The following is a 16383-nucleotide window of genomic DNA, read 5'->3' on the forward strand; positions in this document are numbered from 1 at the left end:
ACCACGCGCGGCTTGCGCAAGCCCCTCATCGAGGAACGGAGGTTCACATGTCGAGCAACATCACGATCGACGCCATCATCGGCGAACCCGAGGTTCTCGAAGACTCGGTCAGCGCCGCGCACCTCGCGCTCGCCGAGGGCGTCGAGACGGATGCCGCGTGGCTCCGCCTCAAGGAGTCGGCGACCGCGCTGCAGGCACTGCAGGTGAAAGACGGTTCGGTGCCCGACGAGCACGCGAAGGGCGAGGCGTCCGGCCTCGTCGATGCGATCGTCGAGTCGATCGAGGCGCTCGCGCCGCGGTTCCCGCACGAGGCCGAGTACCTCGCGGCATCCGTCATGGATTTCCGCCGCTGGCAGGCCGAGGGTTTCGGCGTGCCCGACTTCCTCGACTCGCTCGTCGAGTTCCAGCCGCAGCGGCACCGCATCGACGGCATCCGTCATCTCGTGGTCTTCCCGATGACCACGCAGAACGGCTCGAGCGATCGGCACGTCGAGGCCCTCGTGGTCGAGACGATCTGGCCCGAGTTCATCGCGGCGCTCGAGGCCGGCGACTACGGCAACAAGCTCTTCGTGAGCCTGCGTCTCGTCGACTTCACGCCCGGTTACGACACGAACTCCGCCGTGCTCTTCCCCGAGACGGTCGCGATGCGAGAGATCCCGACCTTCACGTGGGGCGCGATCTTCCAGGATCGCGAAGCGGCGCGCTACCGCAGGGTGGTGCGCGCGGCATCCGAGATCACGAAGCTCGAGCTGCCGGCAGACGCGGCAGCGCTGCTCGACGACCAGGAGCTCGCCGAGCGCACCTTCGTGATGTGGGACATCATCCACGACCGCACGCACATGCGCGGCGACCTGCCGTTCGACCCGTTCATGATCAAGCAGCGCATGCCGTTCTTCCTCTACTCGCTCGAAGAGCTGCGGTGCGACCTCACGGCATTCCGCGAGTCGGTCAAGATCGAGCGCGGCCTGCGTGCGCGGTCGGATGCAGGCGAGGTGCTCACCGACGTCGAGCAGCAGCTGCTCGAGCACGGCAAGCTCGTGCAGTACGCGGTGATCTTCGACCGCATCTTCCGCTTCGCGATCACGGGCTCGAGGGTGCGCAACTACGACGGGCTCGGCGGCCAGCTGCTGTTCGCGTGGCTGCACCAGAAGCACGTGCTCGAGTGGACGGACGTCTCGCTGAGCTTCGACTGGGAGGCCGTTCCCGACGCGGTCGTCGAACTCGGCGACCTGATCGACGAGCTCTACTGGAAGTCGATCGACCGGCCGAAGACATCGCACTGGCTCGCCGCGTACGAACTCGTGCGCGGGGTGCTCACCCCCAACCCGGCGTCGGAGTGGGCCGAGGGCCTGCCGCGCGAGGTGCTCGCCGGCCCGCCCAAGGGCTACACCGACCTCGTGATGGACGACGAGTTCCCGCTGTCGATGTTCTACGAGGCCCTCGACAAGAAGATGAAGCCCGTCATCGAGTCGACGGTCGGCATCACGGCTGCGAATGCCTGACCTCGCCGCAGCGGGCGACCTCGCCGGCCGGACGGTGCTCATCGCGGGAGCGACGAGCACCTCCGGCCGTGCGGTCGCGCGTGCCCTGCTCGACGCGGGAGCCCGCGTGATCGTCGTCGGCAGCGACCAGGGCCGCATCGAGGCCCTCGAGGCCGAGCTGCCCGGAGTCGTCGGCGAACGCGCCGACCTCACCGACGGCGACGACGTGCTCGAACTCGCGATGCGCGTGCACGCACAGGTCGGCGGGGTCGACGGGGTCGTGCACCTCGTCGGCGGCTGGCGGGGCGGCGGCGGCATCCCGGGCCAGACCGAAGAGGACTACCGCGTGCTCGAGCGGTCGTTCACCGCACTGCGGTACGTCAGCCGGGCGTTCTGGAACGACCTCGTCGGCGCACCGGCCGGGCGCATCGCGATCGTCTCGTCGACGAGCGTCGAACGGCCCACCGCCGGCGGCGCCAACTACACCGCGGTCAAGGCCGCGAGCGAGTCGTGGATGCGCTCGCTCGCGCAGGGCTTCAGCACGGCGGGCGACACCGCCGCAGCGGTCACGTTCCGCGTGCAGTCGCTCGCGGGCCTCGAAGACCGGTTGGCCGATTCCGTCGTCGGGCTCTGGGGCGAGGATGCCGCGGAGCTGAACGGTCGCGTGATGGAGCTCGCTCCCTGACGAACCGGCCGTCGGTCGCGGCGGTCGCCACGGTCGCGTCGGCGGTCGCCCCGGTCGCGGCGGTCAGCCCTCCGGCGACTCGTCGGGTGCGACGCCCTCGGAGTCGGGAGCGCCGGGGGCCGGCGTCGCCGATGCCGGCGGCTCGGCCGGCCGTTGCTGGTCTGCGCGCACCGCCTCGCCGAGGCATCCGTCGTCATCGCCGCCGGTGCCCTCGAGCGCGAGCCGCCACGCGGCCTCCCCCTCGGGGGTGAACCCATCGGGCATCGCCGGGTCCGTTGAGGTCGGGTCGCGCGGTTCGGTGTTCCACCACTCCCAGTAGCGGTACTCGTGGCCCGCGCCCGTCATGCACTCGCGCACGAGCTGTTGGAAGCCGAGCCAGGCCTGCTGCTCTTCGGCGGTGGGGACGGGGTCGGCGGGAGGGGTCGCGGGCGACGGGGTCGGTGCCGGAGTCGGGGCGGGAGCGGTCGACGGCGGCGTGGGCGACGCCGGCAACGGCGCATCGTCGTTCGAGTCGGCGCCGTCGGCGGGAACGTGCGAGTCCCTCCCCGTGGCCGGCCCGGCCTCGACGCCGAACTCGCCTGACGACTTCGCGACGGGTTGCGGCGAGCGGGCGTCGTAGAGCACCGGCGCGCCCGTCGTGGCAGCGGCGATGCCCACGAAGATCGAACCGATGAAGAGCACCGCGACGGCTCCACTGAGCAGGATGGTCTTCCGCATCGGGCACCTCCCCGCCGCGATTCGGGAACGACCCCTCGGCCGTTCAGACGTGTCCGCCCCATGCTACACACCCCCCGAAAAGGGGTCCTGCTCGACGGCTCAGACCGGCGACCCGGATTCCGTCACGTCGTCGGGCGTCTCGGGCGACACGCCGGTCGCGACGTCCGCCGGCGAGCCCTGCTTGCGACTCAGCCACAGGAACGGCACGGCGAGCGCCTGGATGCCGCCGCTGACGAGCAGCGACCCCGGATAGCCCAGGACATCGGCGGAACGACCGAGCACCGGCTGGATGACGGCCCCGCCCGTGCTGCCGAGCAGCGAGTCGAACGAGAGCACGGTCGCGCGCTGCTGCGACGGGATCATGTCGTTGAGGTACGCCTGCTGCACCGGTCCGGCCGCCGCATCGACGAGTCCCCACACGGTGAGCAGCACGAGCGCGAGCCAGAAGTTCTGGTTCACCCCGAGCGCGACGAGCACGAGACTCGAGACGACGAGGCTCGCGATGATGGTCGTGGTGCGCTTGTGGAACAATCGGCGCACCCACGGCGCGAGCAGGCCGCCGATCACCTGCGCCCCCGAGAGGATCGCCGCGGCGAGACCGGCGATCGAGTAGGCGCCCGTGTCGCCCCAGAGCTCGACCAGGTAGGGCTGCAACGCGTAGAAGACGTAGAAGCCGACGCCCGTCGTGAAGAACGACGCGAACATGACGTACCGCACCGGTCGCCGCCCGAGGCCGTATTTCACCGAGGCGCTGAACACCTCCTTCGTGGCGCGGAGCGGATGCGCGCGGTCTTCCGGCGTGAAGCCGAGGTCGTGCATCACGAGCGCGGCGACGACGAACATGACGACGAGGATGCCGGCGCGGATCAGGAACGGCACACCGAGATTCGTCGCCTGGGCGACCACGCCGCCGGCGATCGAGCCGATGAACATCGCCGCGCCCGAGAGGGCCAGCCCTCGCCCGAAGACGCGCTCGAGCTGGCCCGTGTACCCCGTCGCCGTCAGCGCATCGACGAGCCAGGCCTCGACGGCGCCGGAGAAGAACGTGAACCCGAGCCCCAGCAGCACGGAGACGATCGCCCACATCCAGAACGGCGAGTGGGCGACCCACAGCAGGTAGTACAGCACCGTCGTCGCGGCGAGCGTGACGGTGCCGAGCAGGTACGAGACGCGGCGGCCCAGCGTGTCGGCGACGACGCCGGTCGGCACCTCGAAGATCACCATGCCCACCGAGAAGAAGGCGTTCGCGGCGAACGCCTCGAAGTTCGTCAGCCCGGCATCGAGCAGGAACAGGGTGTTGACGCCCCAGATGAACGACGCCGCGAGGGTGTTGCCGATGAGCAGCGTGAAGTACACCGACTGCACCCGTCGTGCCGTCGGGTTCGCTACCGTCCGATTCCCACCGCGCGCCGCGCGTTCGGCCATGAGCACATCTTGCTCGCTCGATCGCCCGCCGCCAAGCCGCAGTACCGGATGCCTCGCGAGCCGCTACGCTCACGGCATGGTGCGCTTCCTGATCCGCGCGGCGATCTTCCTCGGCACCGCCGCCCTCGGACTCCTCATCGCCTGGCTCGTGCTCCCGGGCTTCGACATCGACTGGACGGGCTTCCTCGTCGCGATGCTGATCTTCGCGATCGCGCAATCGCTGCTGAGTCCGCTGATCTCGAAGCTCGCGCAGCGTCACGCGCCGGCGATCCTCGGCGGCGTCGGACTCGTGTCGACGTTCATCGCCCTGCTGCTCGCGCACTGGATCGGCAACGGCCTGCAGATCGACGGCCTGCTCACCTGGGTGCTCGCGACCCTCATCGTCTGGCTCGTCACGGCCCTCGGCACCTGGCTGCTCCCGCTCATCTTCCTGAAGCGTCGAGCCGGCGAGCGGCGCGAAGCGCGCCGCTGAACCGAGCGGGCCCGCTCAGCCCCGCCGGGTGAACGGTGCGGGCGTGGATGCAGCGGGGCGGCGGCATCTCCGTCGGGCGGCGGATCCGGCGCGCGGGGCCACTCGCTAGCGTTGAGGCATGACCACCACCGCGACTCCGCCCGTCGTCGACGGCGTCGAGTGGGTCCGCCCCCGGCCGGGGCCCCGCGCCCTCCGCAACGACCTGATCCTCGCCCTCGTGCTCGCCGCCGGCACCACCGCCAGCGTGCTGCTGTACCGCATCACCGGCTGGGGCGAGGGCGCGCCCTGGTGGGCATCGGTGATCTGGGTCGTGGCGATGACGCTGCCGCTCGCGGCGCGGCGGCGGTGGCCCGAGCTCGTGGCGCTCGTGGCCTCTGTCGTCTTCGTCGTCGGCGCCGTCGCCGAGGTCGGCGAAGCGCTCTTCAGCAACATCTGCCTGTTCGTCGCCATCTACTCGGTGGGGGCGTGGGGGCGCAGCCGGCGCTGGGCGACGATCGTGCGAGGGATCATCGTGGTCGCCATGTTCGCGTGGCTGTTCTGGGGGCTCATCTACTTCTCGGCCGTGCAAGACCACCTGCCCGACTTCTCGCGCGAGGGCGTGCTCTCGCCGTATCTCGCCTACGGGCTCATCAACGTGCTGACGAACCTGCTCTACTTCGGCGGCGCATGGTACTTCGGCGACAATGCCTACCGCTCGGCGAGGTCGCGGGCCGAACTCGAACAGCGCACCGCCGAGCTCGCCTCCGAGCGCGAGCGCACGCGGGCGCAGGCCGTCGCCATCGAGCGGCTGCGCATCGCGCGCGAACTGCACGACGTCGTCGCCCACCACGTCTCGGTGATCGGCGTGCAGGCCGGTGCCGCCCGGCGGGTGCTCGCGAAGGACCCCGACGCCGCAGCGACCGCCCTCTCGTCGATCGAGGCGAGCGCCCGCGACGCCGTCGACGAGCTGCACGGGTTGCTCGGCACCCTTCGAGGCGACTCCGACACCGCGGCATCCACTCTGCTCGACGACGCACTCGGCCTGCCCGGCGGCAGCGACGTCGAGGCCGCGACGACGAGCACCTCGACCCGCGGCATCGAGCGCATCGACGAACTCGTGGCCGAGTGCGCCGCGAACGGCCTGCCGACCACGCTCGCGGTCGTGGGCGAGGCGGTTCGGGTCTCGGCGGTCGTCGACCTCAGCGCCTACCGCATCGTGCAAGAGGCCCTGACGAACGTGCGCAAGCACGCCGGCGCGGCCGCGACGGCCGAAGTGCGGGTGCGCTGGGCCGACGAGTCGGTCGAGGTCGAGGTGACGAACACGGGCGTGGTGCGACACGCGCAGGCCGATTCGGCGATGGATGCCGGGGGCCGCGGCCTCGGCCAATTGGGCATGCAGGAGCGGGTCGCCGCGGCCGGCGGCCGCCTCGAGCTCGGCCCCCGGGCCCGCGGCGGATACCTCGTGCGCGCGCAGTTCCCGCTGCGCCGGGTCGAGGAGGTGCCGGCGTGAGCATCCGCGTGCTCGTCGTCGACGATCAGAGCCTCGTGCGCGGCGGGTTCCGCACGATCCTCGACTCGGAGGACGGCATCGAGGTCGTGGGCGAGGCCGCGAACGGCGAGGAGGCCGTGGCCGCGGTCGCCGCGCTCGCACCCGACGTCGTCTGCATGGACGTGCAGATGCCGGGCATGGACGGACTCGAGGCCACCCGGCGCATCACGGCCGACGAGGCATCCGCTGCCGCCGTGCTCGTGCTCACGACGTTCAACCGCGAGGACTACCTCTTCGCCGCGCTCGAGGCGGGCGCGAGCGGATTCCTGCTGAAGAACTCGAGCCCCGAGCAGCTGATCGATGCCGTGCAGGTGGTCGCGCGGGGTGATGCGCTGTTGTCGCCCGATGTCACCCGGCGCGTGATCGAGGCGGTCGCGAGGCGAAACCCGTCGACGGAGCCGCCGGGTCCGGTGGTGCCGCCGGCGCCAACAGCGCCGATACCACCGATGCGGCCGAGTGCCGTCGGCCGGGCCCCGGCCGAGCCCGGTGTCGAGCACCCGCGCCCCGCCGCACTCGACACCCTCACCGAGCGCGAGCGCGAGGTGCTCGAGCACCTCGCGGCCGGCATCTCCAACGCCGCGATCGCCGAGCGGCTCTGGGTCGGCGAAGCGACCGTGAAGACGCACGTGTCGAAGGTGCTCATGAAGCTCGGCCTGCGCGATCGCGTGCACGCAGTCGTCTACGCCTACGAGCACGGGGTCGTGCGGCCGCGGCGCTGACCTTCGGGGCGGCAGCGCGAGGGTCTAGGCGACCGACTGCGGTGAGCGCAGCGCGCCGGTGGCGCCGGGTTCGGCAGCGTCGTGGCCGAGCGAGACGATGGAGTTCGCCGCGTCGACGTGCACGATGTGCGGCTGGAAGACGCGGGCGGCCGCGTCATCCATCTGCGCGTAGGAGATGACGATGACGAGGTCTCCCTCGTGCATGAGGTGGGCGGCCGCGCCGTTGATGCCGAGCACGCCCGAGCCGCGCTCGCCCTCGATCACGTAGGTCTCGAGGCGGGCGCCGTTCGTCACGTCGACGATGGAGACCTGCTCGCCGGGCAGCAGGTCGGCAGCTTCCATGAGGTCGCGGTCGACCGTGACGGACCCCACGTAGTGCAGGTCGGCGTGGGTGACCGTGGCACGGTGGATCTTCGACTTCAGCATGGTGCGCAACACGCGTCCAGCCTACGTCGGTCACGCCGTCGGCTGCCGCACCGGCCGACCGGGCAGCCGGCGCGAGGCGGATGCAGGGGAATCGCGCCCATGACCCTGCATTCGGGCTCGTACCGCAGAATCCCCTGCAGTTCGCCGGAACAGGCCAGCCCCAGTCGGGCACCAGGATGCGGTCCGCAGGTTGCGCACCTCGGTTGTTGCGGCGTCTCCCTCTTGACGCGACGCAATCGGAGGCATAACGTAAGCACATCATTAATTAAGGAGTTGCTTACATGCAGAACGGGCCCGACGAGCTCAGCCTCGTGTTCCAGGCGCTCGCCGATCCGACGCGGCGCGAGATCCTGTCGCGACTCCGCAACGGGCCGACGACCGTCGGCGAACTGGCCGAGCCCTTCGCGATGAGCCGGCCCGCCGTCTCGCAGCACCTCAAGGTGCTCGAGCGAGCCGGACTCATCGAACGCACCGCGACGGCCCAGTGGCGCACCTGCACCCTCCGCACCGAACCGCTCGACGAGGCATCCGCCTGGGTCGAGCGCCATCGCGGCGAGTGGAACGAGCGCTTCGATCTGCTCGACGAGCGACTTCGCGAACTGAAAGGACAGACGGATGCCTGAGCAGACCGCTTCTGCAACGAAGCAGTTCACCATCACCCGCATCTTCGACGCACCCCGCGATGTCATCTGGCGCGCCTGGACCGACCCCGGCGAGGCCGCCGCATGGTGGCACCCGGCCGGCGTCGTGACACCGCGCGAGAGCGTCGAGCTCGACGTGCGCCCCGGCGGGCGCTACCGCTACACGATGATCGCACCCGACGGATCGGAGTACCCGACCGCGGGCGTGTACCGCGAGGTCGTCGAGCCCGAGCGGCTCGTCTTCACGTGGGGCAATCCTGATGACGACGACGACCTCGCACCGCTCATCACCGTCACCCTCGCCGCCCTGGGCGAGCGCACCGAGATGACGTTCCACCTCGTCGGCATCGCCGGAGCACCGGGCGACGACAACGTCTACGACGGCTGGGCGAGTGCGTTCGACGTGCTCGACGAGCGTCTCGCGAGCGCCGACGGCGCGTGACGAACGCGCTCACCGCCGCTCGGCGGGCGCCTCGTCGGCGCTCGTCGAGTCGACGGTCGTGGAGTCGACAATCGCCGAGTCGACAATCGTGGAGTCGACAATCGCCGAGTCGACAATCGTCGAGTCGACGGTCGTGGAGTCGACAGTCGTCGAGTCGACGTGGGCGTCCGAACCAGCCTCCCCATCGTCGTCCGAAGGCGCTTCGCCCTGGTATTCCGCCGAGAGCGTCCGATACGAACGCGTGCTGAAGGCCAACACGCCGAGCGCGACCATCGCGAGCCCGCTGAACAGGAAGACGAGCGCGATGCCCCTGGCATCCCCCTCGCCGAGCAGCCACGTCCAGGTCGCCTGGCCGCCCTCCGACTCCATGTAGGGGATGATCCAGAACTCGGCGATCGGCGCGATGAGAAACGCGGTGATCGGCGCGGCCGCAGCCTCGAACGCCTGCGCGAAGCCGAACACGCGGCCCTGACGCCGGAACGGCACGACCTTCTGGATGACGGTCTGCTCCGCGGCCTCCACCGCGGGGATGAGGGTCATGTAGCCCCAGATGCCGAGGCCGTAGAGAACCCACCACTCCCGGATCGTGAAGAGCGCACCGAGCAGCCCCATGCCGATCACGACGAGCAGCATCGTGCGGATCGGGTTGCGGCCGAGACCCCACTTCGCGATGGCGAGCCCGCCGACGATGAACCCGGTCGAGGCGACGCCGAACATGATGCCCCACCCCTCGACCGGGAAGAGGGTGAGCCCGTAGGGATCCATGAGCGCCATATAGACGCCCCCGATGAGGTTGTTGAACGTCGAGAAGAGGATCAACGCGAACAGGCCGGGCGCGGCCCGGATCGCCGCGATGCTGCCGCGCAGGTCGATCGCCGGGGCGTGGTCGCCGTCGACGACCGGTTGCTCCTCGGGGATGCGCACGAAGAACAGGTGCACGAGTGCCACGAGCGTCGCCGCGATCGCGATGGCGAGGGTCCAGCCCATGCCGGCCATTCCGATGGCCAATCCGCTGAAGACGCTCGTGACGATGAACGCCAGCCCCTGCACCGTGCCGACCAGGCCGTTGGCGTTGGCGTGCCGCTCTTCGGGCACGAGCAGGGTCACCGTCGTCGACAGCGCGATGTTGCGCATGTTCTCGACGACCGAGCCGAAGAGGATGATGCCCGAGAACAGCCAGAACCACGGGCCGCCGAGATCGAGAAGCGCGGACTCGGGCTGCGTCAGGTAGAGCAGGCCGGCCACGCCGAAGGAGACGAGCGTGATCACGCTCGAGAGCACCATGACCCGGTGCTTGCGGTGCCGGTCGACGATCGTGCCGAAGAAGATCGAGAAGACGGCGATGAGCAGCATGTAGGCGCCGCCGATGATTCCCGTCGCCAGCACCGACCGCGTCTCGAGGTACACCCAGAAGGTGAGCGCGAACCAGAGGAAGCTCGTCGTGATGTTCGCGATCATCGTGTTCGCGAGCACCTGCACGAAGGTGCGCATGCCGCCCGGCGGCGGCTCGATCCGCGCGCGCGAGTCGGTGGGCAGCGAGGTCGTCGGCCCCTCGCCGCTCCCGGATCCGTCGATCCGCTCGGTCACCCTGCGAGGATACCCAGCGACCGCGGCATCCGGAACCCCTGCGCGGCATCCGGAACCCCCGCGCGGGTCGGGCCTCGCCCGCACGGCTCCGGGCCTCCCCCGCACGGCGGAGACGTCGGTCACGACGGCCCTCGAAGACCCGTCGCCCGGCGGATGCCCCCGGCCACGCGGCATCCGTAGCTTGGGGGCATGCTCGAACTCCACGACGTCACCAAGCGCTACGGCGAGCGCCTCGCCCTCGATCATGTGAGCTTCACCGTCGGCGACGGCCGGCTCACCGGCTTCGTCGGCGGCAACGGCGCCGGCAAGACCACCACGATGCGGATCATCCTCGGCGTGCTCGCCTCCGACGGCGGCACCGTGACGCTCGGCGGCGCGACGCTCACCGACGCCGACCGGCGCCGCTTCGGCTACATGCCGGAGGAGCGCGGGCTCTACCCGAAGATGCGGGTGCTCGAGCAGACCGTGTACCTCGCACGCCTGCACGGCTGGAGCGCCGCCGCCGCCCACCGCAACGCCCTCGAGCTGCTCGAGCGCCTCGGCCTCGGCGAGCGCACGAACGACACCATCGAGTCGCTCTCGCTCGGCAACCAGCAGCGCGCGCAGATCGCCGCGGCGCTCGTGCACCGCCCCGAGGTGCTCGTGCTCGACGAGCCCTTCTCGGGCCTCGACCCGATGGCCGTCGAGACGGTGCAGTCGGTGCTCGCCGATGTCGCGGCATCCGGAGCCCCCGTGCTCTTCTCCTCCCACCAGCTCGACATCGTCGAGCGGCTCTGCGACGACCTCGTCATCATCGCGGGCGGGCGCATCGCCGCCGCCGGCAGCGGCGACGCCCTGCGCACCCGGCACGGCTCCGAGCGGTGGGAACTGCTCACCTCGGGCGATCTCGGCTGGCTGCGACAGCAGCCGGGCATCCGGGTCGCCGACTTCGACGGCGGATGGGCGGTCTTCGAGGCCGAGTCGGATGCCGCGCGGCAGGCCGCGCTCGCCGAGGCCGTCGCCCGCGGCGGCGTCGTCAGCTTCACCCGCGAGCACACGACGCTCGCCCAGATCTTCAAGGAGGTCGTGCTGTGAGTCTCGACACCAGCGCATCGCGCACCACCCCGGCGGCCGACGGCGAGCGCCGGACGCCGACGTTCATCGACAGCGTCACCCTCATCGCCGGTCGCGAGATCTCGATGCGGTTGCGCAGCAAGGCCTTCCTCATCTCGACCGGCGTGCTCATGCTCGCGGTGCTCGCCTCGGTCGTGCTCGGCAGTGTCTTCAGTTCGCAATCCGACCTGCCGAAGGTCGCCGTGGTCGCCGGCGCGACCGACGTCGTCGCGGGCAACGCCGCACTCGAGGCGGTTGCGGCGGCCGACCAGGGCGAGGCCGAGCAGATGCTGCGCGACGGCGACGTCGAGGCGATCGTGGCCCCCGCGGCATCCGAACCGCTCGGTGTCGTCGTGTACGGCCTCGACTCGACGCCGAACTCGGTCGTCTCTGCGCTGTCGGTGAACCCCACGGTCGAGCTGCTCGACCCGGCGGCCGTCGACCCGATGCTCGCCTACTTCGTCGCGTTCGGGTTCGGCATCGTGTTCTTCATGTCGGCGATCACCTTCGGGTCGACGATCGCCCAGTCGGTCGTCGAGGAGAAGCAGACCCGCGTGGTCGAGATCCTGCTCTCGACGGTCTCGGCCCGCGCCCTGCTCACGGGCAAGGTGATCGGCAACAGCGTGCTCGCGTTCGGGCAGATCCTCGCGATCGCGGTGCTCGCGATCCTGGGGCTCATGCTGACCGGCCAACGGGTGCTGCTCGGCGGGCTCGGCACCTCGGTCATCTGGTTCGTGGTGTTCTTCGCGATCGGCTTCGTGATGCTCGCCGCCCTCTTCGCCGCGACGGCCGCGCTCGTGTCGCGCGCTGAAGACATCGGCTCCGTCACGACGCCCGTGACGATGCTCGTGATGATCCCGTACTTCCTCGTGATCTTCTTCAACGACAACCCGCTCGTGCTCACGATCATGAGCTACGTGCCGTTCTCGGCGCCCGTCGGCATGCCGATGCGGGTGTTCCTCGGCACCGCCGAATGGTGGGAGCCGTTCGTCTCGCTCGCGATCCTGCTCGCGACGGCGGCACTCGCGGTCGCGATCGGCGAGCGCATGTACCGCAACTCGCTGCTGAAGACCGGCGCCCGGGTGCCGTTCGCCGAGGCGTTGCGCGGCTGACGTCCCGCGCGGTTCGCGCGGGCCGCTTCGAGGGTGCAGTCGTCGCCGGATTCCGACTCTGGTTCCGGCACCGACTGCACTCTCGGCGACGGCGGGCGGTCGCGAGCGAACACGAGTGGCGTCGACCAGGGTGAGAGGATGGTTCGGTGACCGAACAGCTCCACGACACCTCCATTCGCGGCTTCGCATCCGACAACTACTCGGGCGTGCACCCCGAGGTGCTCGCGGCGATCGCCGCGGCCAACGACGGACATCAGGGCGCCTACGGCCAAGACGTCTACACCGAGCGGCTGCAGCAGGTGTTCGCGCGGCACTTCGGCGAGGGCATCGAGGTGTTCCCGGTCTTCAACGGCACCGGTGCGAACGTCATGGGCCTGCAGTCGATGCTGCCCCGCTGGGGTGCGGTCATCTGCGCGTCGACCGCCCACATCAACTCCGACGAGGGCGGCGCCCCCGAGCGGGTCGGCGGCATGAAGCTGCTCACCGTGCCGGCGCCCCACGGCAAGCTCACGCCCGAGCTCATCGACCGCGAGGCGTGGGGCTGGGGCGACGAGCACCGCGCCCAGCCGCTCGTCGTGTCGATCACGCAGATCACCGAACTCGGCACGGCCTACACGGCCGCCGAGGTGCGCGAGATCGCCGACCACGTGCACGCGCGCGGCATGAAGCTGCACATGGACGGCGCCCGGCTCGCCAACGCCGCGGCATCCCTCGACCTTCCGCTGAAGGCGTTCACCCGCGATGCCGGGGTCGACGTCGTGAGCGTCGGCGGCACGAAGAACGGCGCGCTCGGCGCCGAGGCGATCGTGGTGCTGAACACCGAGGCATCCGAGGGCCTGACTTACCTGCGCAAGCTCAACATGCAGCTCGCGTCGAAGATGCGCTTCATCTCGGCGCAGCTCATCGCGCTCTACGAGGGCGAGCTGTGGCTCGAGAATGCGCGGCATGCGAACGACATGGCCCGGCGTCTTCGCGACGCGCTCGACGCCGGCGTCACGGCCGGCGAACTGCCGGGCCTCGGCTTCACGCAGCAGACCGAGTCGAACGGCGTCTTCGCGACGCTGCCCCCGGGGGTGGCCGATCGGCTGCGCGAGCGGTTCCGCTTCTACGACCTGGATGCCGCGCGCGGCGAGGTGCGCTGGATGTGCTCGTACGACACGAGCGAGGCCGATATCGACGCGTTCGTCGCGGGCATCCGCGAAGAGCTGACCCGGCGGTAGCGTCCGCGCGTCGGGACCACTCGTGTCGCATCGGACCCACGAGATCCTCGGTCCCGTGCGAAACGAGTGGTCCCGAACCGGCACGGTCGCCGGGAACATGCATGAGCATGGAATAGCGGATGCCGCGGCGCGTTGCATCCGATGGGTCGACGATGCCCCGGCATCCGTTCCCCTCGCTGAAAGGCGCACACGCATGACCCTCATCACCGACATCGCCTCCCGACGCGCGCAGACCGACGCGCCGCTCATCACGCCGCTGGTCGAGCGCTTCAGCCCTCGCGCGTACGACCCGACCGCCGTGATCGAGCCCGAGGTCATCCGCACGATCCTCGAGGCGGCCCGGTGGGCGCCGTCGGCGAACAACGTGCAGCCGTGGCGCTTCATCGTCGCCCGCCGCGGCACCGAGGCATTCGCCGAGGTGCACGGCGCCATGCTCGGGTTCAACCAGGCGTGGGCCGACTCGGCCGCCGTGCTCATCGTGAACATCGCCGAGACGGTCGACGCCGAGGGCAACGCCCGCCCGTGGGCCCGCTACGACCTCGGCCAGGCGGTCGCGCACCTCTCGGTGCAGGCCCAGCACGAGGGCCTGCACACCCACCAGATGGGCGGCTTCGAAGCCGAGACGATCCGCGCCGCGTTCGGGCTCGCCGACGGACTCGAGGTCGTCTCGATCACCGCGATCGGCGTGCTCGGCGATGTCGACGCCCTGCCCGAGGCGCTCCGCGAGCGCGAGAGCGCGCCGCGCCTGCGCAAGCCCCTCTCGGAGCTCGTGCTCGTCGGCGAGTAGCGCCGGGCCCGTGCGCGCCGTCACGCCGAGCGCGCCGTCGTAGCGCGCTCGCAGCGCGCCGCGTCAGGGGCGCAGCATGACCTTGATCGCGCGCCGCTCGTCCATCGCCGCGTAGGCTTCGGCCGCGTCGGCGAGCGGCAGCTCGAGGTCGAACACGAGCCCCGGCTCGATCGCGCCGGAGCGCACGTCGGGCAGCAGCTCCTCGATGTAGCCGCGCACCGGGGCGACGCCGCCGTTCACGCCGACGTTGCGGTCGAAGAGCGGTCGCACCGGCAGCTCGGGTCCGCCGTTCGGCACGCCGACGTAGCCGACCATGCCGCCGGGGCGGGTCGAACGGATCGCCTGGTCCATCGACTCCTTCGTGCCGACGCACTCGAGCACGCGGTCGGCGCCGATGCCGCCGGTGAGCTCCTGCACGCGGGCCACGCCCTCGGGGCCGCGCTCGGCGACGACGTGCGTCGCGCCGAACTGGCGTGCCAGCTCCTGGCGCTCGGGATGCCGCGACATCGCGATGATCGTCGTGGCACCGAGCCGCTTCGCCGCGATGATGGCGCAGAGGCCCACGGCGCCGTCACCGACGACGGCCACCGAGTCACCGGCGGAGACGCCGGCCGAGACCGCCGCGTGATGGCCCGTGCCCATGACGTCGGACAGCGTCAGCAGACCCGACACCTCGGCGTCGGCGACCGGCCCGGGCACGACGACGAGCGTGCCGTCGGCGAGCGGCACGCGCACACGCTCGCCCTGGCCCGCGTCGGCGAAAGCGCCGCGGCGATCGTCGGAGCCCCACCATCCGCCGTTCAGGCACGAGGTCGAGACACCGTTGCGGCAGTTGACGCAGGTGTTGTCGCACACGTAGAAGGGCGCGATCACGAAGTCGCCGACGGCGACCGCCGCGACATCCGGCCCCACAGCCTCGACCACGCCGACGAACTCGTGCCCGATGCGATGCGGCTCGCGAGTGGGCGTGATGCCGCGATACGGCCACAGGTCGGAGCCGCAGACGCACGCCGCGACGACCTTCACGATGGCGTCGCCGCCGGTCGAGAGCACGGGATCTGGCACGGTTTCGACACGGATGTCGCGGGCGGCATGGATGACTGTGGCGAGCATGTCTCGAGCCTACGGCGCGGATGGAGCGCCGTTTGTTCAGAATCCGGCCCAACACGCCGAGGCGACTTCCGGCAGACGGGACGATTGTGTTTCAGTGGATGGATGTCCCCCCGCATGCCTTGCTCCTCCCATGTTCGCTCACGAGCGACGCGCAGGCCCTGCCCCCGCGTCGACCGTGGCCGCTGACCACGGGCTGGGGTGGTACGACCCGGAGACGCTCGAGCCATCCCAGCGTCGTGCGCTGTCTGCGTACCTCCGGCTTCGCCGTCCGATCGGCGTCGTCGGGCAGGGTGAACGCAATGACGCCTTCCTCCGCGAGCTGACCGTGAGGTCTGCCGCGGCGTTCGAGGTCGACGGCATGGAGACGTGGGGCATCCTCGAGACCGTCGAGCACGGCGCTCTCGTGGTGCCCGCCGACCTCGCGGCTGCGGCGACCGTCGCGAGGGCATCCGTCGCCCTCCGTCGCCTCGGCGCACGCGTGGGACCCACCCGGCGTCGCCTCGAGGCGGCGCAGGCCGCGGTGGAGGAACGCCCCGCCGTTCGCCGCCTGCGCGCCCGGTTCATCGCCGCTGCCGTGGCGCACGCCGCCCTGCACGGTCAGCTCGAGCGCTGGGCGACGACTCCGCAGGCGTGAACGGCGCGCGGCTCCATACCTGACACCGTCGGCGACGAGGTCGTAGGCTCGCGTCGACGCACCGGCACGGGCAAGCCCCCCAAGTGTGCGGCGGCTCCGGTGCCTCGGCGCACGCGGAGCGGCATCCGGCATGAACGGGGTGCGAGCGCGAGTCGCACGCTGCGCAGCACCGGTCGTGACGATCGGATGACGGGTGCCGCCGCGTCATCGGATGCAACGGCGAGCGCGAACAATTCACAACCCCGCCGAGTGGTCGCCCGAGGCGCTGGTGACTCGGCACGTGCACTCGGTAGCGTCGAAGA

17 protein-coding genes are annotated in these 16383 nt (G+C 70.7%); 12 read left to right on the forward strand and 5 right to left on the reverse strand.

What is annotated here, in order from left to right; translation table 11 throughout:
• Positions 1 to 47 precede the first annotated feature (47 nt).
• Positions 48 to 1502, forward strand: coding sequence for a DUF6421 family protein (locus DCE93_RS13730; RefSeq protein WP_108596370.1), 1455 nt, complete (start codon positions 48 to 50; stop codon positions 1500 to 1502).
• Positions 1495 to 2166 (forward strand): SDR family NAD(P)-dependent oxidoreductase, encoded by a 672-nt coding sequence (locus DCE93_RS13735; RefSeq protein WP_108596371.1) that lies wholly within the window; start codon positions 1495 to 1497, stop codon positions 2164 to 2166. The genes DCE93_RS13730 and DCE93_RS13735 overlap by 8 nt, the downstream gene beginning before the upstream one ends.
• A gap of 63 nt (positions 2167 to 2229) precedes the next feature.
• Here DCE93_RS13735 and DCE93_RS13740 read toward each other — a convergent pair whose 3' ends face one another.
• Together DCE93_RS13740 and DCE93_RS13745 are read right to left on the reverse strand one after the other, a co-directional pair.
• Entirely contained in the window at positions 2230 to 2883 is a 654-nt protein-coding gene (locus DCE93_RS13740) for a hypothetical protein (protein WP_108596372.1), read from the reverse strand.
• Between the two features lie 99 nt (positions 2884 to 2982).
• On the reverse strand, positions 2983 to 4308 hold the full coding sequence (locus DCE93_RS13745) for an MFS transporter (protein WP_108596373.1): 1326 nt from the start codon (positions 4306 to 4308) through the stop codon (positions 2983 to 2985).
• 76 nt (positions 4309 to 4384) lie between these two features.
• On the opposite strand from DCE93_RS13745, the gene DCE93_RS13750 reads away from it, so the two are divergent.
• The 3 genes from DCE93_RS13750 (at position 4385) to DCE93_RS14720 (ending at position 7027) form a co-directional block, all read left to right on the forward strand.
• The gene (locus DCE93_RS13750) at positions 4385 to 4780 is read left to right on the forward strand and encodes a phage holin family protein (RefSeq protein ID WP_108596374.1); all 396 of its coding nucleotides are present in this window, start codon (positions 4385 to 4387) and stop codon (positions 4778 to 4780) included.
• A gap of 118 nt (positions 4781 to 4898) precedes the next feature.
• On the forward strand, positions 4899 to 6269 hold the full coding sequence (locus tag DCE93_RS14715) for a sensor histidine kinase (RefSeq protein ID WP_205647437.1): 1371 nt from the start codon (positions 4899 to 4901) through the stop codon (positions 6267 to 6269).
• Entirely contained in the window at positions 6266 to 7027 is a 762-nt protein-coding gene (locus DCE93_RS14720; RefSeq protein WP_205647438.1) for a response regulator, read from the forward strand. The genes DCE93_RS14715 and DCE93_RS14720 overlap by 4 nt, the downstream gene beginning before the upstream one ends.
• Positions 7028 to 7051: 24 nt before the next feature.
• Here DCE93_RS14720 and panD read toward each other — a convergent pair whose 3' ends face one another.
• Complete coding sequence (gene panD / locus DCE93_RS13760; protein WP_108596375.1) at positions 7052 to 7465, reverse strand: aspartate 1-decarboxylase; 414 nt, start codon at positions 7463 to 7465, stop codon at positions 7052 to 7054.
• 269 nt (positions 7466 to 7734) lie between these two features.
• Between panD and DCE93_RS13765 the strand changes: the two genes are divergently transcribed.
• Positions 7735 to 8076 (forward strand): ArsR/SmtB family transcription factor, encoded by a 342-nt coding sequence (locus tag DCE93_RS13765; protein ID WP_108596376.1) that lies wholly within the window; start codon positions 7735 to 7737, stop codon positions 8074 to 8076.
• Positions 8069 to 8536: an SRPBCC family protein gene (locus tag DCE93_RS13770; RefSeq protein ID WP_108596377.1), complete on the forward strand. Its 468-nt coding sequence runs from the start codon at positions 8069 to 8071 to the stop codon at positions 8534 to 8536. Before DCE93_RS13765 ends, DCE93_RS13770 begins: the two co-directional genes overlap by 8 nt.
• 9 nt (positions 8537 to 8545) lie before the next feature.
• On the opposite strand, the gene DCE93_RS13775 is transcribed toward DCE93_RS13770, so the two are convergent.
• Positions 8546 to 10027 carry an MFS transporter gene (locus DCE93_RS13775; protein WP_108596810.1) on the reverse strand — a complete coding sequence of 494 codons (1482 nt, stop codon included), beginning with the start codon at positions 10025 to 10027 and terminating at the stop codon, positions 8546 to 8548.
• 285 nt (positions 10028 to 10312) lie between these two features.
• Between DCE93_RS13775 and DCE93_RS13780 the strand changes: the two genes are divergently transcribed.
• The 4 genes from DCE93_RS13780 to DCE93_RS13795 all read left to right on the forward strand — a co-directional run bounded on the left by DCE93_RS13780 (position 10313) and on the right by DCE93_RS13795 (position 14334).
• Positions 10313 to 11197, forward strand: coding sequence for an ABC transporter ATP-binding protein (locus DCE93_RS13780; protein WP_108596378.1), 885 nt, complete (start codon positions 10313 to 10315; stop codon positions 11195 to 11197).
• Positions 11194 to 12327 carry an ABC transporter permease gene (locus DCE93_RS13785; RefSeq protein ID WP_276329505.1) on the forward strand — a complete coding sequence of 378 codons (1134 nt, stop codon included), beginning with the start codon at positions 11194 to 11196 and terminating at the stop codon, positions 12325 to 12327. The genes DCE93_RS13780 and DCE93_RS13785 overlap by 4 nt, the downstream gene beginning before the upstream one ends.
• 146 nt (positions 12328 to 12473) lie before the next feature.
• Positions 12474 to 13547 (forward strand): threonine aldolase family protein, encoded by a 1074-nt coding sequence (locus DCE93_RS13790; RefSeq protein WP_108596379.1) that lies wholly within the window; start codon positions 12474 to 12476, stop codon positions 13545 to 13547.
• A 193-nt stretch (positions 13548 to 13740) separates the two neighbouring features.
• The gene (locus tag DCE93_RS13795; RefSeq protein WP_108596380.1) at positions 13741 to 14334 is read left to right on the forward strand and encodes a nitroreductase family protein; all 594 of its coding nucleotides are present in this window, start codon (positions 13741 to 13743) and stop codon (positions 14332 to 14334) included.
• Positions 14335 to 14397: 63 nt separating this feature from the next.
• Here DCE93_RS13795 and DCE93_RS13800 read toward each other — a convergent pair whose 3' ends face one another.
• Positions 14398 to 15447 carry a zinc-dependent alcohol dehydrogenase family protein gene (locus DCE93_RS13800; protein ID WP_108596381.1) on the reverse strand — a complete coding sequence of 350 codons (1050 nt, stop codon included), beginning with the start codon at positions 15445 to 15447 and terminating at the stop codon, positions 14398 to 14400.
• A 175-nt stretch (positions 15448 to 15622) separates the two neighbouring features.
• On the opposite strand from DCE93_RS13800, the gene DCE93_RS13805 reads away from it, so the two are divergent.
• Positions 15623 to 16081 (forward strand): hypothetical protein, encoded by a 459-nt coding sequence (locus DCE93_RS13805; protein ID WP_146185011.1) that lies wholly within the window; start codon positions 15623 to 15625, stop codon positions 16079 to 16081.
• Positions 16082 to 16383: the final 302 nt, after the last annotated feature.

Origin of the sequence: Agromyces badenianii (assembly GCF_003070885.1) — a bacterium.
GTDB lineage: Bacteria > Actinomycetota > Actinomycetes > Actinomycetales > Microbacteriaceae > Agromyces > Agromyces badenianii.